The organism is Achromobacter sp. SLBN-14 (genome assembly GCF_006715415.1).
Lineage (GTDB): Bacteria > Pseudomonadota > Gammaproteobacteria > Burkholderiales > Burkholderiaceae_B > Achromobacter > Achromobacter mucicolens.
Genome location: NZ_VFNE01000001.1, coordinates 1,392,734 through 1,415,208 on the forward strand (window position 1 = coordinate 1,392,734; position 22,475 = coordinate 1,415,208).

Here is a 22,475-nt window from a genome sequence, read left to right on the forward strand (position 1 = left end):
AGGAAATAAAAGACTATGGCCACGAACGACTCACAAGACCACGGCCAGCTGAAACGGGTGATGGGCCCGAAACTGCTGCTGCTATTCATTGTTGGCGACATCCTGGGCACCGGCGTGTATGCGCTGACCGGGCAGGTGGCCGCCGAAGTCGGCGGTGCGGCCTGGCTGCCGTTCCTGGTGGCCTTCGGGGTGGCCCTGCTGACCGCGCTTTCCTACCTTGAACTGGTCACCAAGTACCCCCGCGCCGCCGGCGCCGCGCTCTACGTCCACAAGGCGTTCGGCGTGCACTTCCTGACGTTCATCGTCTGCTTTACCGTCATGTGTTCCGGCCTGACGTCGGCCGCCACCGCCTCGCAGGCCTTCGCCGCCAACCTGTTCGCCGCGATGGGCATCGAGGCCGAAAAGCACTGGATCACCCTTGGCGCGCTGGGCTTCATGACGCTGGTCATGCTGGTCAATTTTCGTGGCGCGACTGAAAGCGTGCGCGCCAACGTCGTGCTCACGCTGATCGAGCTGTCGGGCCTGCTGATGGTCATCCTGCTGGGCTTTTACGCCATCTCCGACGGCCAGGCGGATTTCTCGCGCGTCGTCGCGTTCGATACGCCCGAGGACAAGAGCGTGTTCCTGGCGGTGACCTCGGCCACCGCGCTCGCCTTCTTCGCCATGGTCGGCTTCGAGGACTCGGTCAACATGGCCGAGGAAACGCACGATCCCAGCCGCATCTTCCCGAAGGTCATGCTGACCGGCCTGGGCATCACGGCGCTCATCTATGTGCTGGTGTCCATCTGCGCCGTTGCGCTGGTGCCGGTGGGCGAACTGGCCAAGAGCAGCACGCCGCTGGTGCTGGTGGTCAAGCGCGCCGCGCCGGATCTGCCCGTGGAATACATCATGCCGATCATCTCGATGTTCGCCGTGGCGAACTCGGCGCTCATCAACATGATGATGGCCAGCCGCCTGCTGTACGGCATGTCGCGCCAGGGTGTGCTGCCGTCCTTCCTGGCGCACGTGCACCGCAAGAACCAGACGCCGTGGACGGCCATCCTGTTCACGACGGCGCTGGCCTTCGGCCTCATCATCCTGGTCTCGCTGACCGACTCGCAGGCGATCCGCGCGCTGGGCGGCACCACCGCGCTGTTGCTGCTGGGCGTGTTCGCCTTCGTGAACGTCGCGGTGCTGGTCCTGCGGCGCGACAAGGTGGCGCATCGCCACTTCTCCATCAACCGCCTCGTCCCGTGGGTGGGCGCCGCGGCCTGCCTGTTCCTGGTCACCCCGCTGACCGGCCGTGACGTGATCCAGTACCAGGTGGCCGGCTGGCTGCTGCTGCTGGGCGTGGTGATGTGGTTCGTGACCTGGCTGGCGCGGCGCCGCGAGTCCAGGATGGAACTGGACCCGTCGTCGCTGGAGTGATGCCGCAAGGGCCGCAGGCGCCCGGACCGTTGGCGCGCGGCTACGCGGCGCCGGTCGGGGCGCGCGTCAGCCGCCCACCGCAAGCCCTTCGCGGCGCGGATCCGCGCCGCCTTCCATCCCCTTGGCGTCAATGACGATGCCGTGGATGCCGCTGGGAAACTCGGTGATCCGCACCGGGTGACCCATGCGCTCCAGCGCCGGCGCCAGCGCTTCCAGCGCCGTGCCCTTCTCCAGTTCGGTTTCCTTGTTGCGGCTGCCCATGTTGGGCAGGTCGATCGCCGACTGGATGTCCAGATTCCAGTCCAGCACGCCCACCAGCGTCTTGGCGACGTAGTTGATGATGGCGCTGCCGCCCGGCGAGCCCACCAGCAGGTAAGGCTTGCCCTCCTTGAGCACCATCATCGGCGCCATCGAGCTGCGCGGCCGCTTGCCCGGTTCGATGCGATTGGCCACGAGCCGGCCTTCGGGGTCCTTGAACGACGACGAAAAATCGGTCATCTCGTTGTTGAGCAGAAAGCCCCGGACGAAGATCTTGCTGCCGAATTCGCTTTCGATCGTGGTCGTCATGGTCAGGGCGTTGCCCTGCGCGTCGACCGCCACCAGGTGGCTGGTGGACGGCAGCTCCAGCGCGTTGTCCTTGCCCAGCGACAGCAGCTTGCCTTCGGGATCGCCGGGCAGCGCCACCTTCATGCTGCGATCCGGCTGGATCAAAGCGCCGCGCGCGCGCAGATACGCCGGGTCCAGCAAGGCGCGCACCGGCACGCGCACGAAGTCGGGGTCCGCCACATAGAAATCGCGGTCGGCAAAGGCCAGCCGGCCAGCTTCCGAGAAATAGTGCACGGCCTGTACCGTGCCGGGCGCATACCGGCTGAGCGGGAACTGCTCCAGCTCGCCCAGCATCTGCAACACGGCAATGGGCCCGCTGCTGGGCGGCCCCATCCCGCAGAGCTGATAGCCGCGGTACGCGCCGCAGACCGGATCGCGCGTCTTGGCGCGATAGTCCGCCAGATCCGTCAAGGCCAGGTCGCCGGGCTTCTCGTGGCCCTGCACCGCCGCCACGATGTCGCGCGCGATGTCGCCCTGGTAGAAGGCGTCGGCGCCCTGCGAGGCCACGGCGCGCAGGGTGCGCGCGAACGCCGGATTCTTCAGCACGTGCCCCACGGGCCACGGCGTGCCGTCCGGCGCGTAGAAGTACGCGGCGGCGGCGGCCTGTTGCGGCAGCGCCTTGTTGCCGGCCAGCAGCGCGTGCAGGCGCGGCGACACCGCAAAGCCCGATTCCGCCAGTTCGATGGCCGGCTGGAACAGATCGGCCCAGGGCAGCTTGCCCTGCGCCTTGTGCGCCAGTTCCAGCCCGCGCAAGAGGCCGGGCACGGCGACCGACATGCCGTTGTTGACGGCCTGTGCAAAGGGCAGCGGCTTGCCCTCGGCATCCAGGAAGCGGTCGGGCCGCGCCGCCGCGGGCGCGGTCTCGCGGCTGTCGTACGTGCGGATCTGTCCGTCCGCCGCCGAATACACCACCATGAAGGCGCCGCCGCCGATGCCCGACGACTGCGGCTCGACCAGATTGAGCACCAGTTGCGTGGCGATGGCCGCGTCGACCACGCTGCCCCCGCGCCGCAGCATGGCTTCGCCCGCACGGCTGGCAAGGGGGTTGGCGGACACCATCATGAAATGCGGCGCGCGCACGAGCTCGCGCTTCTGGACGCCGCTGGCGGCTTCGGGATTCAGGTCTTCCGCCGCGGGCGTTCGCGCCCAGCTGGCGGATGCGAACGGCAGGCCGGCGATGGCGGCGGCGAGCAGCAGGGCGGCGTGGCGGCGTAGGCGCATGGAAAGCTCCGGTGATCGCCGGACGTCCGGCAGGCGTCCATGATAGTCAAAGGCCCGCGCCGCTGCCCATGCGCGCCTTCCGGCTTAGAATCGCGGTTTACGGATCACCAGAGCCCCCGTTTGCGCCATGCGCCTGCGCCACATCGAGATATTCGAAGCGATCCGCCGCACCGGATCCCTGACCGAAGCCGCCGCCGCGCTGCACATTTCACAGCCCGCCGCCAGCAAGCTGCTGGCCCATGCCGAAAGCCAGCTTGGCTTCAAGCTGTTTGACCGGGTGAAGGGCCGGCTGGTCGCCACGCGCGAGGCAGAGATCCTGACGCCCGAGATCGCGCGGCTGAGCCAGGACCTGAGCAGTGTGCGCCGGCTGGCGTCCAACCTGCGCGACCGGCCCAACGGCCATCTGCGCCTGGGCTGCGCGCCCGCGCTGGGACTTGGCCTGCTGCCCGGCGTCGTGCGCGACAGCCGCGACGCGCAGCCCGGCATCACGTTCGATATCCACACGCATCACAGCGCCGAGCTGGTGCAGGGGCTGCTGACGCGCGAACTGGATCTGGCCATCACGTTCGACACCAACGACTATCCCGGCCTCACGCGCATGGGGCTGGGGCACACCGAGCTCGTGCACCTGAGCCGCCGCGCCGCGCAGGGTCCGCTGCGATTGTCGGAGCTGTCCGAAGCGAGAGGCGTAGAAGCGTCGGGCGCCGATGCGTCGGGCGCCGCAGCGTCGGGCGCCGGTGCGTCGGGTTCCCCCACGGTAGCCGATACGCTGATCGTGCTGGACGCCAGCGACGCCTCCGGGGCATTGCTGCAACTGGCGCTGGACGCCCAAGGCCTGGCGCCGCAGGTCGCCATCCAGGTGCAGACGCATTACGTGGCGTGCGCGCTGGTGGACGCGGGTTGCGGCGACGCCATCGTCGACGCCATTACCGCGCAAGCCATGCTGCGTCCCGGCATGACCCTGCGCCGCCTGGATCCCGCGCTGCGGGTGCCGATCAGCATCATGACGCGCAACCAGGATCCGCTTTCCGCCCTGCACCGCGACCTGATCGAGCGCCTGCGCGCCGCCTGCGCCGCACTCCTGGAAGGACTGGACGCGCGGGTCTGATAGCCACAAAGCACAACGGGCGCCCGAAGGCGCCCGCTGCAATGTCGATCGGGGCAGACCCGCCTGCCCCGCGAAACATCAGTCCAGCTTGATGTTTTGCTTCTTCACGACGTCCTGGGCCCAGTCGAACTGTTCCTGGATTTCCTTGGCGAACTCTTCCGGCGTGTTGCCCGACGGCGCCGAGCCTTGCTCGTCCAGCGCCTTGATGACCTTCGGGTCCTTCAGGGCGACGACGGCGGCGTCACGCAGCTTGTTCACGACTTCCATCGGCGTGCCCTTGGGCGCCAAGAGGCCATACCAGACCGGCTGGTTCAGCACCGGGTAGCCGGCTTCCTTGAAGGTCGGAACGCCCTTGACCGCGGCGATCTGCTCGGGCCAGGCGATGGCCATGGCGTTCAGCTTGCCGGCCTGGATCTGCGGCATCGACGACGGCAGGTTGTCGAACAGGATTTCGATCTGGCCGCCAACGGCATCGGCCAGCGCCGGGCCCGAACCCTTGTAGGGCACGTGCACGATGTCGGTGCCGGTGGCCATCTTGAAGGATTCGCCCATCAGGTGCAGCACGCCGCACGTGCCCGAGCTGCCGTACGAGTACTTGCCCGGATTCTTCTTCAGCTCTTCGATGAAGCCCTTGAAGTCCTTGGCGGGGAACTTGGGGTTCACGGCCACGACGTTGGCGGTGTTGGCGAAGTTGGTGACCGGCTGGAAGTCCTTGATCGGATCGTACGGCAGGTCCTTCGGACGGCAAGCGGGGTTCACGGCCATCGTGGAGACGGTGGCGATGGACAGCGTGTAGCCGTCGGCCGGCGCGCGCGCGGCTTCGGCCGCACCGATGGCGCCGCCCGCGCCGCCCTTGTTCTCAACGACCATGGGCTGGCCGAGTTCCTGGCTCATGCGCTGCGTCACGAGACGCGCAATGATGTCGGTGGAACCGCCAGGCGCGAACGGAACGATCACGCGGATGGCCTTGCTGGGGTACTTGTCTGCGGCGTGCGCGACCGAAGCGCCCAACGTGCCGGCGGCGCCGGTAGCAAGGGCGATGGCCACGGCCAGAGAGCGGACCTTATTCATAGATGTGTTTCCTCCAAGAGTGCGAGCCCGTTTGTAGACGGCCCGTTGTGTGTTGTGTCCGCCTGTAGACGGACCAGCAGATAACGGTGCGGGCGCATTGCTTGTGCGCAGCGTGTCGGCGCTGCATTTATGAGTTGCTTGTGGCACAAGCGCCCGCCAGAATGTCGGAGAATAGCAGCAAACGCTTACACCCGCATAGCGCGCCGGTCACCGCCCGGCGCTCGGCAAAAACCTCTTCTCCCATGTCTGTTGCCCTCCTGGTTTTCCCCGATTTCATGCTGGTCGCGCTGGGTTGGGCGCTACGTCACAAGCTGGGTTTCTCGCGCGAATTCTTCGCCGGAACGGAACGCCTCGTCTACTTCGTGCTGTTCCCCGCCTTGCTGTTCCAGGCGATCGTGCGCACGCCGATCACGGCGGGCAACGCGGCGCTGCTGCTGCAGGCTTCTGCCGCGGTCGTGGCCGCGGGCGTGGCGATGGCGTGGCTGGCGGGCCCGGTCCTGCGGCCCTCGTCCCTCGGGCTGGCCTCGTCGGCGCAATGCGGCTACCGCTTCAACACCTACATCGGCCTGGCCTTGTCGGCCAGTCTGGCTGGCACCCAGGGCCAGACCGTCATGGCGCTGATCGTCGGGTTTGCGGTGCCCATGGCCAACGTCGCGGCCGTATACGGGCTGGCGCGGCACAACGGCGGCAACCTGCTGCGCGAGCTGGCGCGCAATCCACTCGTGGTCTCCACGCTGCTGGGCCTGGCCTGCAATCTCGCGGGACTGCAACTGCCCGGCGCCGTCGACACCGTGCTGGCGCGGCTGGGCGCGGCGGCGATCGCGCTGGGCATCCTCTGCGTGGGGGCCAGCCTGGCATGGGAAGGCGGCAAGGGCTACGGATCGCTGATTGCCTGGATGTTGGGGGTCAAGCTCGTCGCGCTGCCCGCGGTCGCGCTGCTGGTGGCGCACCTGCTCGGCCTGCCGCCGCTGGAAGCGCGCATGCTGCTGCTCTTCGCCGCGCTGCCGACGGCCTCGGCGGCCTACGTGCTGGCGATGCGCATGGGCGGCGATGGCCGCATGGTGGCCGTGCTGATCTCGCTGGGCACCTTGTTCTCGGCCGTCACGATCCCGATGTGGCTGCTGCTGGCCGGCGGCTGATCTTTCCCCCCAAGAAAAAGGCCGCCCCGGCAAGGGCGGCCATCTCATGCGGGTGGCGCAAGCCGGTTCAAGAAGGCTTGTGCGCGTTCGTCATCGAGCCCGGCACGACCCATTCGGCAAACTGCGCTTCGGTCACATAACCCAGCGCCAGCGCCGATTCCTTCAGCGACAGGCCTTCCTTGTGCGCCTTCTTGGCGATCTGCGCGGCCTTGTCGTAGCCAATGTGCGGATTCAGCGCGGTCACCAGCATCAGCGAACGGTCCACGAGTTCGGCAATGCGCTCGTGGTTGGGCTCGATGCCCGCGGCGCAATGCTTGTCGAAGCTGGCCATGCCGTCCGTCAAAAGGCGCACCGACTGCAGGAAATTGTGGATCACCAGCGGCTTGTAGACATTCAGCTCGAAGTTGCCGCTGGCGCCGCCGATGTTGATCGCCACGTCGTTGCCCAGGACCTGCGCAGCCAGCATCGTGATGGCTTCGCACTGCGTCGGGTTGACCTTGCCCGGCATGATCGAACTGCCCGGTTCGTTCTCGGGGATGCTGATCTCGCCCAGGCCCGACCGCGGGCCGCTCGACAGCCAGCGCACGTCGTTGGCGATCTTCATGAGGCCGGCCGCCAGCGACTTCAGTGCGCCGTGGGCGAACAGCAGCGCTTCGTGCGAGGCCAGCGCCTGGAATTTGTTGGGCGCCGAGACGAACGCCGTGCCCGTGGCATGGGCCAGATCGGCCGACACTTTGGCGCTGAATTGCGGGTGCGCGTTCAGGCCCGTGCCCACCGCCGTGCCGCCGATGGCCAGCTGGTGCAGGCCCGGCAGCGTGGCGCGGATCTGCTGTTCGGCCAGATCAAGCTGCGCCACGTAGCCCGAAAGCTCCTGGCCCAGCGTCAACGGCGTGGCGTCCTGCAGGTGGGTGCGGCCGATCTTGACGATGTCGTAGAACGCGGCGCTCTTTTCCGCCAGCGTGGCGCGCAGCGCCTTCAGCGACGGCAGCAGGCGATGCTCGACCTCGACGGCCGCCGCCACGTGCATGGCGGTCGGGAACGTGTCGTTGGACGACTGCCCGCGGTTGACGTGATCGTTCGGATGCACCTTGCGCGCTTCGCCGCGCTCGCCGCCCAGGAGTTCCGAGGCGCGGTTGGCCAGCACCTCGTTCATGTTCATGTTGCTCTGCGTGCCCGACCCGGTCTGCCAGACGGACAGCGGGAATTCGTTGGGCCACTTGCCAGCGATGACTTCGTCGGCGGCGCGCATGATCGCGTCCGCGATCTGCGCGTCCAGCTCACCCAGGTCGGCATTGACCTTGGCCGCAGAACGCTTTAGCCGCGCCATCGCATTGACCAGCGGCTCCGGCATCTTTTCGGTGGAGATCGCGAAGAAATGCAGCGAGCGCTGCGTCTGGGCTCCCCACAGATGGTCTTGCGGCACCTCGATGGGGCCAAAGGTGTCTTTTTCGATGCGGGTCTTCATGGCGCGTACAACTCCGTGGCGGCGTCAGTCGCGGGCGGCGGGACGCCGTCGGTCACGACATATTGAGAATAAATATCAGTTATAGGTTAGCAGAAACCCGCATTCCTATAATTGCTCCAAACTGTGCTCCGATCCTCGTTTTTTACCACTCGCCCCGCGCCATGTCCGCCCCCCTTGCCACCCTGACTTTGCACCTGCCCGACGAAGCCGCCACCGAGGCGCTGGCGCGCCAGCTGGCGCCGATGGTCACGGGCGCCAAAACCGGCCTGCCAGGCGCGTGTATTCATCTCCAAGGTGACCTCGGCGCAGGAAAAACGGCCTTCTCCAGGGCATTGTTGCGTGAAAGCGGCATCACAGGCCGAATCAAGAGTCCAAGCTACGCCCTGCTTGAATCCTATAAACTTTCTAACTTATACTTCTATCACCTTGATTTTTATAGATTTAGTGATTCGCGCGAATGGTTGGACGCAGGATTTCGGGATTTACTGCGTGACGATGCGGTCGTTTTGATCGAATGGCCGGAGCGGGCAGAAGGCCTTTTGCCCCCACCGGACCTGCTGATCTGCCTTGCCTATGCAGGCGACGGACGTGACGCCACCCTGACCGCGTACACCGCCCGAGGACAAACATGGTTGAACGCGATTGTCCCCCCGCCCCTGACGGCGCCCTCCCCTCGGCAGGCGCCACCCGCCGACGCCTGATCAGCGTCGCCGCCACGCTGCTCGTCCTGCCGGTCGTGCCGCGGCTGGCGCAGGCCGCCACGATCCTGGCCGTACGGACCTGGCCTGCCGACGAATACACCCGCGTCACGCTGGAACTGGACAGCGAACTCAAGGCTGAACAGTTCACGCTGGAAAATCCCCACCGCCTGGTGGTCGACATCGAGGGACTGACCCTCAGCGCGGCGTTGCACGACCTGGTCTCCAAGGTCCGGCCCGACGATCCCTACATCCAGAGCCTGCGCGTTGCGCAGAACCGCCCGAATGTGGTGCGGCTGGTGTTCGATCTGAAGCAGCCCGTGGCGCCGCAGGTGTTCACGCTCAAGCCCGTTGCCGACTACCAGTACCGCCTGGTGCTGGACCTGTACCCCAAGATTGCCCAGGATCCGCTGATCGCGATCCTGAACAAGTCCAGCGGTCCCGATGTGGACGATCCGCTGGCGCGCATCCTGGAAGACATCCAGCGCAACCCGGTGACCCGCGCGGATCCGCCCGAGCCTCCCCGCGTGCGCGGCCAGCAGCCGGCGCCCGCCCTGCCGACCCCGCCCAAGCCCCCTGCCACCGCCAGCCGCGGCAAGCCGCGCATGCTGACCATCGCGCTGGACCCCGGCCACGGCGGCGAAGACCCGGGCGCCATCGGCAAATCCGGTCTGCGCGAAAAAGACGTGGTGCTGCGCATTGCGCGGCGCCTGAAGTCGCTGATCGACAGCCAGCCGTACATGCGTGCTTATCTGACGCGGGACGACGATTACTTCGTGCCGCTGCACGTACGCGTGCAGAAGGCGCGCCGTGTGCATGCGGACCTGTTCATCTCCATCCACGCGGACGCCTGGGTCAAGCCCTCCGCCAACGGCTCGTCGGTCTTCGCGCTGTCCCAGCGCGGCGCCACCAGCGCGCAGGCCCGGTGGATGGCCGACAAGGAAAACGCGGCCGACCTGATCGGCGGCGTCAACCTGGGCAGCCACGACCGCCAGGTCGCGAAGGTGCTGCTGGACCTGTCCACCACGGCCCAGATCAACGACTCGCTCAAGGTGGGCAACGCCTTCCTGGACGAGATCAAGAAGATCAACCGCCTGCACAAGAACAGCGTCGAACAGGCCGGCTTTGCCGTGCTGAAGGCGCCGGACATTCCGTCGGTGCTGGTCGAGACCGCCTTCATCAGCAATCCCCAGGAAGAAGCCCTGCTGCGCAGCGCAGGGCACCAGGACAAGCTGGCGCAGGCCATGATGACCGGCATCCAGCGCTACTTCACGGCCAACCCGCCGCTGGCGCGCCTGGGCGACGTGAGCTAGGTTTTACGCGCGTGCCCGGGCCCTTTGGCCAGGCCCATGAAAAAAGGCTATGCACCCTTTGGCGCATAGCCTTTTTGTTTGGGCGCCGCGCGCCGCCCTAGTGCGCCCGGCGCGCGCGCACCAGTTTGACCAGGCCGGCCCCCACGACCGGCACGACGGCCGCCGCCAGGCCCACCAGGACGATGGTGTTCAGGTGATCGCGGATGATCGGGATATTGCCGAAGAAGTAGCCCGCCGCGACCAGGCTGATCACCCACAGCAGCGCGCCCATGATGTTGAACATCTGGAAGCGCGCCATCGACATCTCGGCCACGCCCGCCACGAAGGGCGCAAAGGTGCGCACCACCGGGATGAAGCGCGACATGACGATCGTCTTGCCGCCGTGCTTTTCATAGAAGGCATGCGTGCGCATCAGCGCGCCGCGGTCCAGGAAGCGCAGGTTCATCGAGAACACCCGCGGTCCGATGTAGCGGCCGATCGCGTAGTTCAGCGAGTTGCCGGTCACGGCCGCCACGATGAGCAGCACCGACATCAGGATGGGGTCGATATGGCCCGTGGCGCCAAAGGCGCCGGCGATGAACAAGAGCGAGTCGCCCGGCAGGAAAGGCAGCACGACCAGTCCCGTCTCGGCAAAGACGATGAGAAACAGCACCAGGTACACCCACACGCCGTATTGCTCGACCCAGAGACCCAGCGTCTGGTCGATGTGGAGCACCATATTGAAAAACTCGAGCATTGAAGCGGCCCTGATATCCGATGTGAATTTGTCAGCGACTATAGCCCACTGGAGCATGACGCTAAAATCGTCCGCACTGCTACATAAGATCTGGGCCTCATGACCGAACGTCGTTCCATCCTTGCGCTTCCTGACCTGCTGATCAGCCAGATCGCCGCTGGCGAGGTCATCGAGCGCCCCGCGTCCGTGCTCAAGGAAATCCTTGAAAACGCGATCGACGCAGGCGGGCGCGCCATCGAGGTCCGTCTCGAAGGCGGCGGCATCCGGCGTATTGCGGTGACGGATGACGGCGGCGGCATCCCGCCCGAGGAACTGCCGCTGGCGCTGGCCCGCCACGCCACCAGCAAGATCCGCTCGCTGAACGAGCTGGAATCCGTGGCATCCATGGGGTTTCGCGGCGAGGCCCTGGCCTCGATTGCGTCCGTGGCCCAGGTGTCCATCATTTCGCGCACCCGCGACGGCGACCATGCCTGGCAGATCGACGCGGGCAGCATGCAGGTCAGCCCCGCCTCCGGCCCGCCCGGCACCACCGTCGACGTGCGCCAGCTGTTCGACGCGGTGCCCGCGCGCCGCAAGTTCCTGCGCTCCGAAGCCACCGAATTCGGCCATTGCGTCGACGCCATGGAGCGCATCGCGCTGGCGCATCCGCAGATTGCCTTCCGCCTGTTCCACCACGACCGCGCGCAGCGTCAGTGGCTGCCGGCCGAACCGCCGCAGCGCATCCGCGACGTGCTGGGCGCCGAATTCGCCGAGCACGGCCTGCTGCTGTCGCATTCGGTCGGCACGGTCAGCCTGGCCGGCATGATTACCCGGCCGACCGCCGCCCGCGCCCGCGCCGACCGTCAGTACCTCTACGTGAACGGCCGCTACGTGCGGGACCGCACCGTCAGCCACGCGCTGCGCGCGGCCTACGCCGACGTGCTGCACGGCGACCGCCAGCCTGCTTATGTGCTGTTCCTGGACATCGATCCGGCCGCCGTGGACGTGAACGTTCACCCGGCCAAGCACGAAGTGCGTTTCCGCGACAGCGGCGCCGTGCACCGCTTTGTTTCGCACGCGGTCAGCCAGACGCTGGCGCAGACCGGCGGCTCGTCGGCCGTGGCGCCCGCGGCACAGGCCGATGACGGCGGATTCGAAACCGTCGCGCGACCGGCGGGCGACGCCGCCTCCTCCGACGCCGCCGCCCCCGCCTACCGCCCTGCGATGCCGGCCCCGGCCGAATCGCCGCGCCCGGGCTATGGGGGCATGAATGGCGGCACCGCAGGCAGCACAGCGGGCAGCACAGCGGGCGGCGCGCATGCAGGTGCGCATCCCGGCTCGGGCAACGGCGCCGCCTATGGCCTGCTCCCGTCGCCTGCCCCGCAGCGTCCGCATACCCAGGTGCCCTTCCGCCTGCACGCCGAACCGGCCGGCATTCCCGCCGCCGACTGGCAATCGCTCTACCGCCCGCTGACCGACGACACCGCCGCCCGGGCCGCGCCCCTGCGTGAACCGGCGCCCGCCGCGCTGGCCGCCGACGAAGAACACCCGCTGGGCATGGCGGTGGCGCAGCTGCACGGCGTGTACATCCTGGCGCAGAACCGCCGAGGCATGGTGCTGGTCGACATGCACGCCGCCCACGAGCGCGTGGTGTACGAACAGCTCAAGCAGGCCCTGGACGCGCGCAGCCTGCCGCGCCAGGACCTGCTGGTGCCCGTGGTGTTCCACGCCCAGGAAAAGGACGTGGCGCTGGTCGAGGAATTCGAGGAACAGTTGAACGACCTGGGCTTTGAGATGCGTCCTTCCGGCCCCACCTCGATCGCGGTCCGATCGGTGCCGGCCATCCTGGCCCGCGGGGACATCGAAACCCTGGCCCGCGCCGTGTTGCGCGATCTGGGCGCGGTGGGCGTCTCGCGCCTGTTGACCGAACAGCGCAACGAACTGCTCTCGACCATGGCCTGCCACGGCTCCGTGCGCGCCAACCGCAAGCTCACCCTCGAAGAGATGAACGGCCTGCTGCGCCAGATGGAATCCACGGAACGGGCCGACCAGTGCAATCACGGCCGTCCCACCTGGGTGCAATGGTCCATGTCCGACCTGGACAAGCTCTTCCTGCGTGGGCAATAGCTTGCCGGCGTCCCTCTCCCCCGTTTTGCCCCCGGTCATCTGCCTGGCCGGCCCCACCGCGGCCGGCAAGAGCGCCTCGACGCTGGCCCTGGCCGAACGCTGGCCGCTCGAGATCGTCAACGTGGACTCGGCCACGATCTACCGCGGCATGGATATCGGCACCGCCAAGCCCTCTCTTGAAGAACAGGCCCGCGTTCCGCAGCACCTGCTCGACATCCTGGACCCGGCGCAGTCGTATTCGGCCGCGGAATTCCGCGCCGACGCGCTGCGCCTGATCGCCGACATTCGCGCGCGCGGCCGCATCCCGCTGCTGGCGGGCGGCACGATGATGTACTACAAGGCGCTGCGCGATGGCCTGGACGACCTGCCGCAGGCCGATCCCGCGCTGCGCGCCGAACTGGAAGCGCGCGCCGCCCGGCTGGGCTGGCCCGCGCTGCACGCCGAGCTGGCGAAGCTGGACCCCGTCACGGCCGCGCGCCTGGCGCCTAACGACAGCCAGCGCATCCAGCGCGCACTCGAAATCTGTCAGCTTTCCGGCCAACCGATGTCGGCTCTGCTGCAACGCGCCCAGCGCAAGCCGGACGATGACGCCAACCGTTACCTGACGATCAGCCTGGAGCCCTCGGACCGCGCCGCCCTTCACGCCCGCATCGAGCAGCGCTTTGACGCCATGCTGCGCCAGGGCCTGCTGGACGAGGTGCGCGGCCTGCACGCCCGCGCCGACCTGCACCCGGGCCTGCCCTCCGTGCGCTGCGTGGGGTACCGCCAGATGTGGGCGCACCTGGACGGCCAGATCGACCTGGACACCGCCCGCGAACAGGGCATCGCGGCGACGCGGCAACTGGCCAAGCGCCAGATCACCTGGCTGCGCGCGCAGCCCGATCGCGTCATTGTCGACTGCCTGGCGGCCGACGCCGTGGCGCAGACCATCGACGCCGTGGCGCTGGCGCTGGCGGACTGACGGGCTGTATTCAAAGGTGTCTGACACCCCAACGAGACCGACTTCATCCTGCGATGCCGTCTCAGGGGGTGTCAGACACCTTTGAATGAGCCGCCCAGACGCCCGCCCGTGGCATCAAACGCCGCGCCAAAAAAAAATGACCGCCATCACGGCGGTCATCTTCATTGCAGCGCGATCGCCGCGGCGTCACACCACGAAGGTCTGCGCCATGCCGGCTTCCTGGGGCACGATCTCGCCCAGCTTGCTGACGGTCTCGCCCTGCTCGCGCAGCGTGGCGGCAATGGCGTCGGCCTGGGCCGGATCCACCACCAGCACCATGCCGATGCCGCAGTTGAAGACGCGGTACATCTCGGTGTCCTCGACGCCGCCTTGCTCTTGCAGCCACTGGAACAGCTTGGGCATTTCCCAGGCGTCGCGGTGCAGCTTGGCAGCCAGGCCGTCCTGCAGGATGCGCGGCACGTTGTCCAGCAGGCCGCCGCCGGTGATGTGGGCCAGGCCCTTGATGTCGGTGCCGTGCTTGGCCAGGGCGGCCAGCGCCTGCTTCACGTAGATGCGGGTCGGGGCCATGACCACGTCGACCATTTTCTGGCCGTGGAAATCGTCGTCGGGCTTGGCGCCCGCGCGTTCCAGGATCTTGCGCAGCAGCGAGTAGCCGTTCGAGTGCGCGCCGCTGGAAGCCAGGCCCAGCACCACGTCGCCCGCCTTGATGGACTTGCCGTCGATGATCTTGGACTTTTCCACCGCGCCCACCGCGAAACCGGCCAGGTCGTATTCGCCGTCCGGGTACATGCCCGGCATTTCGGCGGTCTCGCCGCCGATCAGCGCGCAACCCGACAATTCGCAGCCCTTGGCAATGCCGCCCACCACTGCCGCCGCCGTGTCCACCGACAACTTGCCGCAACCGAAGTAATCCAGGAAGAACAGGGGTTCGGCGCCCTGCACCAGGATGTCGTTGACGCTCATGGCGACCAGGTCGATGCCCACCGTGTCGTGGCGGTTCCAGTCGAACGCCAGGCGCAGCTTGGTGCCCACGCCGTCCGTGCCGGACACCAGCACGGGCTCCTTGTAGGTCTTGGGCACTTCGAACAGGCCGCCAAAGCCGCCGATACCGGCCAGCACCCCGGGGCGCATCGTGCGCGCGGCAAGGGGTTTGATTCGGTCGACCAGGGCGTCGCCTGCGTCGATGTCGACACCGGCGTCGCGGTAGGTCAGGGGGGCTTTAGGTTGGTTCGTCATGAGAAATGCCGTGGGGTATGTAACAATTGCTGGGATTTTGGTGGAACGCCCTGCATTTTACGATGACCCGGCCGCGGACAGGCGCTAAAGGGCGCAAACCCCCGCCAGGCCAAGCGTTCGGACGCGACACCATCGCCTCAGGTGGTTTAAAGTGTAGGGTTGGCCGGTATTGATTTTGCCAGTTTCTACATGGCCCTTGTATCACCGATTTTTCTTGGCTTTTTGCGGCGGCCCGGCCTTGACCTTCCGGCGCCCCCGAAAACGCCTGATTGCTAACTCTCATGAACCGCCAGCTGCTGCTCGACGTTCTCCCCGCGCCAGCGCCATCGCTGAACAACTACATCGCCGGCCCCAACGGAGAAGCGGTGGCTGCCGTGCGTGCGCTCAAGCCCGGACGTGCCCTGTATATCTGGGGCGCCGCCGGCTGCGGCCGCACCCATCTGCTGCGCGCCCTGACCGCGCGCCCGGACGCCGTCTACATCGACCCGGCCAACGGCGAAAACATGCTGCGCCGCCTGGCCGAAGCCGATTCCAAATCGCCGATGCCCCACTTTGTGGCCGTCGACGACGTGCACCGCATGGACGACAGCCGCCAGGCCGCCCTGTTTGCGCTGTACAACCGCTGGCGCGAATCGGCCGCCACGCAGCGGGCCTTTGCGCTTGCGCTGGCCGGCGACCGCGCGCCGCTGTCGATGCCGCTGCGCGAAGATCTGCGCACGCGCCTGGGCTGGGACCTGGTGTTCCGGCTGGATCCGCTGTCCGACGCCGACAAGCTGGCCGCGCTGTCGGCGCAGGCCGCCGAACGCGGGCTGCACCTGGCGCCCGAAATCATCAACTGGATGCTCACGCACCACGAGCGCGACATCCGCAAGCTTGCGGCGTTGCTGGACGCGCTGGATCGTTATTCCCTGGCCACCGGCCGCCCCATCACCCTCCCCCTGCTGCGCGCCATGCTCGCAGATCCTGATTCACAACGCACATGACCACCCGACGTCTTGCCCTGTTCGACCTTGATCACACCTTGCTGCCGCTCGACAGCGACTATCAATGGGCCGACTATCTGGCGCGCACGGGCCGCGCGGGCGATCCCGAGCAAGCCCGCCGCCTGAATGACGATCTGATGGAGCGCTACAACCGCGGCGAACTCACGGCCGAACAGGCCGCCGAATTCATGCTCGGCCTGCTGGCCGCGCACGCGCCTCACGATCTGGCCGTGTGGCACGAAACCTTCATGGGCGAAGTCATCCGCCCGTCCATCACCCCCGCCGCGCGCGACCTGGTGGACGGCCACCTGGAAGCCGGGGACCTCTGCGCCATCGTCACGGCCACCAACAGTTTCGTCACCGCCCCGATCGCCCGCGCGTTCGGTGTGCCCCATCTGGTCGCAACCGATGCCGAGTACCTGCGCGGCCGCTACACGGGCCGCATCCTGGGCACGCCAAGCTTCAAGGAAGGCAAGGTGGTGCGCGTGAACGACTGGCTGGGCAGCATGGGCTTGGGGCTTGCGGATTTCTCCGAATCGTTTTTCTATAGCGATTCGGTCAATGATGTGCCGCTCCTCGAAAAAGTGACCCGTCCGATTGCCGCCAACCCCAGCCCCGCCCTGCGCGCCATTGCGCAGGAACGCGGCTGGCAAGTGATCGACCTGTTCGACCACATGGAAGATTCGAAGTCCTAAATGATCACTGAAACCATAAAAAAATTCGTCGGCCGGCTATTCGCGCCGACACCCAGGGGGCCGTTGCGCATCGGGCGCGACAAACACGGCATCGACCGCCGCAACGTGTCGCGCCACGCCATCAAGGTGTGCGAGGTGCTGCGCCAGCATGGCTACGAAGCCTATATCGTCGGCGGCGCGGTGCGCGACCTGATCGTCGGGCTCGAGCCCAAGGACTTCGACGTGGCCACCAACGCCACGCCCGAACAGATCCGTCCGCTGTTCCGCCGCGCGCGCATCATCGGCCGGCGCTTTCAGCTGGTGCACGTGGTGTTCGGCCAGGAGATCATCGAGACCTCCACCTTCCGCGCACCCGCCTCGGAAGACCAGGAAACCGACGAACACGGCCGCATCCTGCGCGACAACGTGTTCGGATCCCAGGAAGAAGACGCCAAGCGCCGCGACTTCACCATGAATGCGCTGTACTACGACCCGCACAACGAGGAAGTCATCGACTACCACAATGGCGTGGCCGACCTGAAGAAGCGCCAGATCCGCATCATCGGCGATCCCGTCAAGCGCTACCGCGAAGATCCGGTCCGCATGCTGCGCGCGGTGCGCTTTGCCGCCAAGCTGAACGGCACGATCGATCCGGCCACGCGCGAGCCCATCAGCACCATGGCCGACCTCATCGAGAACGTGCCGGCCTCGCGCCTGTTCGACGAGATGCTCAAGCTGCTGACCTGCGGCCATGCGATGGACTGCCTGCGCCAGCTGCGCGCCGATGGCCTGCACAACGGCCTGCTGCCGCTGCTGGACGTGGTGCTTGAACAACCCGGCGGCGAACACTTCGTGGAACTGGCACTGGAACGCACCGATGCGCGCGTGCGCGCCGGCAAGACTATCAGCCCCAGCTTCCTGTTTGCCGCGCTGCTGTGGCAGCAGGTCGAAGTGCGCTGGAAGCAGTTGCGCGCGCAAGGCGAGCACACCATTCCGGCCCTGTCGTCGGCCGCGGACTCCGTGCTGGACGAACAGACCGAGAAGCTCGCCATCCAGCGCCGCTTCTCGTCCGACATGCGCGAGATCTGGTTCATGCAACCGCGTTTCGAACGGCGCATGGGCAAGACCATCTACCGCATGATCGAGCAGCCGCGTTTCCGCGCCGCCTGCGACTTCCTGCAGCTGCGCGCCGCCGCCGGCGAGTTCGACAGCGTGCTGGCGCAGTGGTGGATGGATCTGGCCAATGCCGACGACGCCACCCGTGCCGACATGATCGAAGAAGTGTCGCGCCAGCCGCGCGAAGCCAGCGACGACGCCGCACCCGCGCGCCGCCGCCGCCGCCCGCGCCGCAGCGGGCCGCGCAGCGCGCCCGCCGGCGAGTAACCGCGGTGCCGCAGCCGCCTGTCCGCGCCTACGTGGGCCTGGGCGCCAATCTGGGCGACAGCGCGGCCACCCTGCGCCAGGTCCTGGCGCAGCTTGAGGCCACGCCCGGCATCTCCGGGGTGACGGCCTCGCCGTTCTACCGCAGCGCGCCGGTCGACGCCACCGGCCCCGACTTCATCAATGCCGTGGCCGCCGTGGATACCGTCCTTGCGCCGCTGGCGCTGCTGGACGTCCTGCAGGCGCTGGAGCACGAACACGGCCGCCTGCGTCCCTACCGCAATGCCCCTCGCACGCTCGATCTGGATCTGCTGCTGCACGGCGATGCGCAGCTTGATCACGAACGGCTGATCCTGCCCCATCCCCGTTTGCATCTGCGCGCCTTCGTGCTGCTGCCGCTGCGCGACCTGACGCCTGACCTGTCGGTGCACGGCAAACCGCTGGATGCGTGGATCGGCGCGATCCACGACCAGCCCATCGAACGCCTCGCGGGCTGATCACGCCCATCGGGACGCGCCGCCTGCCGCGCGTCAGGGCTTGGGCGTGAAGGCCATCATGGCGCGCTCGACGTCTTCCACGTCCGGCAGCCCCGCCTCATTGCCCAGATGCTGGATCTTGTGCGCCGAGGCCGCGCGCGCGAACGTGAAGTGCTCGATCCAGGGCTGCTCCGGCCGCGTCAGGTAGGACCACACGTAGGCGCCGTGAAACACGTCGCCCGCCCCCGAGGTGTCGATGATCCGCGAGGCGGGCACATCCAGCGAAGGCAGCGTGTCGACGCGCCCCGTTTCGTCGTACCAGAGCATCCCGCGTTCGCCCATCGTCACGGCGCCGATGCGGCAGCCGCGCGCCTTGAGCAGGTCCAGCAGGCCCTCGGGCGGCAGGTTCAGTTGTTCGCACATGCGCTCGGCGCACACGGCCACATCGATGTAACGCAGCAGTTCGTCGGTGTTCTCGCGCACGCCGCCTCCGTCCAGTGACGTCAGCACGCCGGCCTGGCGGCACGCCCTTGCGTAATGCAGCGCGGCATCGGGCTGATGGCCGTCCAGATGCAGCGCGCGATAACCGGCAATGTCCAGTCGGGGAAAGTCGTTCAGGTAATCGGCATCGCGGGCGCGCAGGATGGCGCGCTTGCCGTTGTTGGGCATGATGAACGACAGCGACGACCGCCGCACGTGCCGCGCGTGCAGCGTGACACCATGCGCGGCGGCCATGTCCGTGTACATGTGCCCCAGCCAGTCGGGCGCCAGGGAACAGATCAGATCGGGCGGCAATCCCAGCCGCGCGCAGGCAAAGGCCGCCGTGACCGCATTGCCGCCGAAGGACACCGCGTAATCGCGCGCCACGCTTTTCTGGTCGCCCGTGGGCCATTCGTCGGCCAGCACGGTTACGTCGATGTAGGTATGTCCGATAAAAAGCGCCTCGCCCATGGGCCCGCCCTGTCAGTTGCGCGCGGGGCGCCACGGTGTGGTCTGGACGAGGCGCCGGCGCGAGAATCAGCCGCGCGCGGACTCGCCCGCCTGCGCCAGCACCAGACGCGCCCGTGCGATGACGGGCGCGTCGACCATCTTGCCATCCAGCATGAACGTGCCCGCGGCCGTGTCGCGATGCGCGGCGACAACGCGCCGCGCCCAGTCCAGTTCCTGCTGCGCCGGCACGAACGCGGCGTGAATGACCGGAACCTGCGTGGGATGGATGCACAGCATCCCGCCGAAACCCATTTGCTGCGCGCGGCCCGCGGCGGCCGCCAGGCCCGCCTGATCCTGCACGCCGGGAAAAACGCCGTCCAGTGCAGGCGCCAGGCCCGCCGCGCGCGTGTGCAACAGCACCTGCACCCGCGCGTGGTCCAGCACCGTTTCGGCGCCCGGCGTGTCGGGCGTCAGGCCCAGATCCAGGCCGTAGTCCAGGCTGCCGAACGCCAGCCGCGCGACGCCGGGCGTGGCGGCGATCTCGGTGGCATTGAGAATGCCCTGCGCGGTTTCAAGGATGGGGATCACCGGACAGCCGGCCTGCGCCGCGTGCCGCACCTGCATCATGCTTTCGGCCTTGGGCAGCAGGATGCCCGCCACGCCGGCCTTGCCGCGGCAGGCCTTCAGATCGTCGTCGTGCCAGGAGGTGGAGGCGTCGTTGATGCGAACCCACAGGCGGGCCTCGCGATGCATGCCCAGGAAATCGCACAGGGCTTCGCGGGCCGACGCCTTGGCCAGGTGTTCCACGGCGTCTTCCAGGTCCACGATGACGGCGTCCGCACCGGCGGCCAGCGCTTTGGGGATGCGCTCGGGCCGCGAGGCCGGCACAAACAGGGCGCTACGAACGACGGGATGTGTCACACGACCTCCGAGGCATGGAACTGCGCCACCTGATCCGGCGCGTATCCCAGAGATGCTAGCACCGCATCGGTGTTTTGGCCCACCGCAGGCACCGCACCCATGCGCGGCGCGAACGCGTTGCTGCTGGCGGGCGGCAGCAGGGCCGGCAGCACGCCGGCCGGGCTGTCGACCTCGCTCCAGCGCTGGCGCGCCTGCAATTGCGGATGCGCCCACACGCCCGCCATGTCGTTGACGCGGGCATTGGCGATCTGCGCGTCTTCCAGGCGCTGCGTCACCTGCTCGATGGACAGGTCCGCGAACGCCGCCACGATGAGCGCGCGCAGGGCGTCGCGGTTGGCGGTGCGCAGCGAGTTGGAAATGAAGCGCGGGTCTTCGGCCAGATCGGCCTGCCGCAGCACCTGAGCGCAGAAGACGCGCCATTCGCGTTCGTTTTGCAGGCCCAGCATGATGGTCGACCCGCCGCCCACCGGGAACGGCCCGTACGGATAGATGGAAGCGTGGGCCGCGCCCGCGCGCACGGGCGGCGCCGCGCCGTCGAAGGCGTAGTACATGGGAAAGCCCATCCACTCGACCATGCTCTCCAGCATGGAGACGTCCAGGCGGCTGCCCACGCCGGTGCGCTGGCGCAGCAGCAGCGCGTTCAGGATGGCCGAATACGCGTACATGCCAGCAGCGATGTCCGCGATGGAACACCCCGCCTTGACCGGGTCATCCTTCGTGCCGGTGACCGACAGGAAGCCGCTTTCGCTCTGGATCAGCAGGTCGTAGGCCTTCTTGTCCTGGTAGGGACCGCCCTCGCCGTAGCCCGAGATGTCGCAGACGATCAGGCGCGGATGCTTCGCGTGCAGCGCCTCGAAGGACAGTCCCAGACGCGCGGCGGCGCCGGGCGCCAGGTTCTGCACCAGCACGTCGGCCGATTCCAGCAGGCGGTCCATGATCCCGGCCGCTTCGTCGCGCTTCAGGTCCAGCGTCAGGCTCTCCTTGGAGCGGTTGGTCCAGACGAAGTGCGAGGACAGCCCGCGCACACGCTCGTCGTAGCCGCGGGCGAAGTCGCCCGTGCCCGGACGTTCGATCTTGATGACGCGCGCGCCCATGTCCGCCAACTGGCGGGTGCAGAAAGGCGCGGCGATGGCGTGTTCCAGGCTGACGACGGTGATGCCGTCCAGTGGGCGGGAGGCCTGCATGTTCATTCGGTGAACCTCAATTCGGCTTGGTGGGCGAGCGTGCCGTCCTGCTCGGCCCAGAGCTGGGCGACGCCCGGCTCGGACAGGCGGCCGGCAACCTGGAAAGGCGTGGGGGAAATCAACGGGCGCAAGCCGCGGTAGGCCAGGTGCGTGAGACGGGCCTTGGGATGGGCGCGAACAAACGCGGCGACCATTTCGGTAGCGATGAGCGGACCGTGTACGACGAGGCCGGGATAGCCTTCGACGCCGGTGACGTAGGGGTGGTCGTAATGGATGCGGTGGCCATTGAACGTGACCGCCGAATAGCGAAACAGCAGGACGGACGTGGGGTTGACCGTGTCGCGCCATTCGGCCTGCGGCGCGGGTTCGCTGCCCGTCAGCTTGGGCGGCGAGGGCTGGCGGTACACGATGTCCTGCTCTTCCAGGATGGCCACCTCGCCAGACTGCCGGTATTCATGGCGCACGGTCACGAACAGCAACGCGCCGGTGCGGCCCGCCTTCTCCTTGACCTCGGCCACGGTGGAGACGCGCTCGGCCGGCACGCCGACCTTGAGCGGCTGGCGGAATTCCACCCGGCCGCCGGCCCACATGCGGTTGCGGTCCTGCGCGGGCGGCAGGAACCCGCCGCGCGAGGGATGCCCATCCGTCCCCAATCCATCCATGCCGACCGTGGCAATGAAGAACGCCCATTGCCACAGCGGCGGCAGGTCGTCTCCCTGGGCCGGCACCGTTCCGCCCAACGTGGCGGCGATACGCGCGGCGTGGCCGGGATCCATGGCGTCCGCCTTGCGCTCGCCGCTGCCGATCCATGCGGCCGGATCTGTAGATGTCATGCCGAGTTCCTCTGGTGGTGTTTTTAC

General features: G+C 67.6%; 20 protein-coding genes. 11 read left to right on the top strand and 9 right to left on the bottom strand.

The genetic code is table 11. The features are described from left to right. Positions 1 to 15: 15 nt before the first annotated feature. A complete protein-coding gene (locus FBY20_RS06370; RefSeq protein ID WP_056321019.1) occupies positions 16 to 1,407 on the top strand; it encodes an APC family permease in 1,392 nt (463 codons plus the stop codon). Between the two features lie 66 nt (positions 1,408 to 1,473). Here FBY20_RS06370 and ggt read toward each other — a convergent pair whose 3' ends face one another. Then, complete coding sequence (gene ggt / locus FBY20_RS06375) at positions 1,474 to 3,234, bottom strand: gamma-glutamyltransferase (protein WP_142050801.1); 1,761 nt, start codon at positions 3,232 to 3,234, stop codon at positions 1,474 to 1,476. Between the two features lie 127 nt (positions 3,235 to 3,361). Between ggt and FBY20_RS06380 the strand changes: the two genes are divergently transcribed. Then, positions 3,362 to 4,342: a LysR family transcriptional regulator gene (locus tag FBY20_RS06380; protein ID WP_142050804.1), complete on the top strand. Its 981-nt coding sequence runs from the start codon at positions 3,362 to 3,364 to the stop codon at positions 4,340 to 4,342. A 78-nt stretch (positions 4,343 to 4,420) separates the two neighbouring features. On the opposite strand, the gene FBY20_RS06385 is transcribed toward FBY20_RS06380, so the two are convergent. Beyond that, positions 4,421 to 5,413, bottom strand: coding sequence for a tripartite tricarboxylate transporter substrate binding protein BugE (locus tag FBY20_RS06385; protein ID WP_056321009.1), 993 nt, complete (start codon positions 5,411 to 5,413; stop codon positions 4,421 to 4,423). Between the two features lie 161 nt (positions 5,414 to 5,574). Here FBY20_RS06385 and FBY20_RS06390 point away from each other — a divergent pair, with 161 nt between their 5' ends. Further along, entirely contained in the window at positions 5,575 to 6,552 is a 978-nt protein-coding gene (locus FBY20_RS06390) for an AEC family transporter (RefSeq protein WP_056321006.1), read from the top strand. A 67-nt stretch (positions 6,553 to 6,619) separates the two neighbouring features. Here FBY20_RS06390 and fumC read toward each other — a convergent pair whose 3' ends face one another. Beyond that, positions 6,620 to 8,017: a class II fumarate hydratase gene (fumC, locus tag FBY20_RS06395; RefSeq protein WP_056321003.1), complete on the bottom strand. Its 1,398-nt coding sequence runs from the start codon at positions 8,015 to 8,017 to the stop codon at positions 6,620 to 6,622. Positions 8,018 to 8,178: 161 nt separating this feature from the next. On the opposite strand from fumC, the gene tsaE reads away from it, so the two are divergent. Together tsaE and FBY20_RS06405 are read left to right on the top strand one after the other, a co-directional pair. Beyond that, complete coding sequence (gene tsaE, locus FBY20_RS06400; RefSeq protein WP_081100995.1) at positions 8,179 to 8,718, top strand: tRNA (adenosine(37)-N6)-threonylcarbamoyltransferase complex ATPase subunit type 1 TsaE; 540 nt, start codon at positions 8,179 to 8,181, stop codon at positions 8,716 to 8,718. After that, positions 8,646 to 10,028, top strand: coding sequence for an N-acetylmuramoyl-L-alanine amidase (locus tag FBY20_RS06405; RefSeq protein ID WP_142050809.1), 1,383 nt, complete (start codon positions 8,646 to 8,648; stop codon positions 10,026 to 10,028). Before tsaE ends, FBY20_RS06405 begins: the two co-directional genes overlap by 73 nt. A gap of 97 nt (positions 10,029 to 10,125) precedes the next feature. Here the strand turns inward: FBY20_RS06405 and FBY20_RS06410 are convergent, their stop codons facing one another. Continuing rightward, positions 10,126 to 10,764: a VTT domain-containing protein gene (locus FBY20_RS06410; protein ID WP_128830008.1), complete on the bottom strand. Its 639-nt coding sequence runs from the start codon at positions 10,762 to 10,764 to the stop codon at positions 10,126 to 10,128. A gap of 99 nt (positions 10,765 to 10,863) precedes the next feature. On the opposite strand from FBY20_RS06410, the gene mutL reads away from it, so the two are divergent. Then, positions 10,864 to 12,870 carry a DNA mismatch repair endonuclease MutL gene (gene mutL / locus FBY20_RS06415; protein ID WP_142050811.1) on the top strand — a complete coding sequence of 669 codons (2,007 nt, stop codon included), beginning with the start codon at positions 10,864 to 10,866 and terminating at the stop codon, positions 12,868 to 12,870. Between the two features lies 1 nt (position 12,871). Next, positions 12,872 to 13,831: a tRNA (adenosine(37)-N6)-dimethylallyltransferase MiaA gene (miaA, locus tag FBY20_RS06420; RefSeq protein WP_174245387.1), complete on the top strand. Its 960-nt coding sequence runs from the start codon at positions 12,872 to 12,874 to the stop codon at positions 13,829 to 13,831. A 186-nt stretch (positions 13,832 to 14,017) separates the two neighbouring features. Here miaA and purM read toward each other — a convergent pair whose 3' ends face one another. After that, positions 14,018 to 15,067 carry a phosphoribosylformylglycinamidine cyclo-ligase gene (gene purM / locus FBY20_RS06425; protein ID WP_142050814.1) on the bottom strand — a complete coding sequence of 350 codons (1,050 nt, stop codon included), beginning with the start codon at positions 15,065 to 15,067 and terminating at the stop codon, positions 14,018 to 14,020. A 281-nt stretch (positions 15,068 to 15,348) separates the two neighbouring features. Between purM and hda the strand changes: the two genes are divergently transcribed. The 4 genes from hda to FBY20_RS06445 are packed head-to-tail and all read left to right on the top strand — an operon-like array spanning position 15,349 to position 18,601. After that, positions 15,349 to 16,050 carry a DnaA regulatory inactivator Hda gene (hda, locus tag FBY20_RS06430; protein WP_056320988.1) on the top strand — a complete coding sequence of 234 codons (702 nt, stop codon included), beginning with the start codon at positions 15,349 to 15,351 and terminating at the stop codon, positions 16,048 to 16,050. Continuing rightward, positions 16,047 to 16,745, top strand: coding sequence for an HAD family phosphatase (locus tag FBY20_RS06435; protein ID WP_056320985.1), 699 nt, complete (start codon positions 16,047 to 16,049; stop codon positions 16,743 to 16,745). Before hda ends, FBY20_RS06435 begins: the two co-directional genes overlap by 4 nt. Continuing rightward, a complete protein-coding gene (gene pcnB, locus FBY20_RS06440) occupies positions 16,746 to 18,107 on the top strand; it encodes a polynucleotide adenylyltransferase PcnB (protein WP_056320983.1) in 1,362 nt (453 codons plus the stop codon). 5 nt (positions 18,108 to 18,112) lie between these two features. Beyond that, the gene (locus FBY20_RS06445) at positions 18,113 to 18,601 is read left to right on the top strand and encodes a 2-amino-4-hydroxy-6-hydroxymethyldihydropteridine diphosphokinase (protein ID WP_142050817.1); all 489 of its coding nucleotides are present in this window, start codon (positions 18,113 to 18,115) and stop codon (positions 18,599 to 18,601) included. 33 nt (positions 18,602 to 18,634) lie between these two features. On the opposite strand, the gene FBY20_RS06450 is transcribed toward FBY20_RS06445, so the two are convergent. The 4 genes from FBY20_RS06450 to FBY20_RS06465 all read right to left on the bottom strand — a co-directional run bounded on the left by FBY20_RS06450 (position 18,635) and on the right by FBY20_RS06465 (position 22,448). Then, positions 18,635 to 19,531, bottom strand: a complete 897-nt coding sequence (locus FBY20_RS06450; protein ID WP_142050820.1) for a sugar kinase — start codon at positions 19,529 to 19,531, stop codon at positions 18,635 to 18,637. A 66-nt stretch (positions 19,532 to 19,597) separates the two neighbouring features. Next, positions 19,598 to 20,431 carry a CoA ester lyase gene (locus FBY20_RS06455; protein ID WP_142050822.1) on the bottom strand — a complete coding sequence of 278 codons (834 nt, stop codon included), beginning with the start codon at positions 20,429 to 20,431 and terminating at the stop codon, positions 19,598 to 19,600. After that, positions 20,428 to 21,621 (bottom strand): CaiB/BaiF CoA-transferase family protein, encoded by a 1,194-nt coding sequence (locus FBY20_RS06460; RefSeq protein WP_082586256.1) that lies wholly within the window; start codon positions 21,619 to 21,621, stop codon positions 20,428 to 20,430. The genes FBY20_RS06455 and FBY20_RS06460 overlap by 4 nt, the downstream gene beginning before the upstream one ends. Further along, positions 21,618 to 22,448, bottom strand: coding sequence for a MaoC family dehydratase N-terminal domain-containing protein (locus FBY20_RS06465; RefSeq protein WP_142050825.1), 831 nt, complete (start codon positions 22,446 to 22,448; stop codon positions 21,618 to 21,620). The genes FBY20_RS06460 and FBY20_RS06465 overlap by 4 nt, the downstream gene beginning before the upstream one ends. Between the last annotated feature and the right edge of the window lie 27 nt (positions 22,449 to 22,475).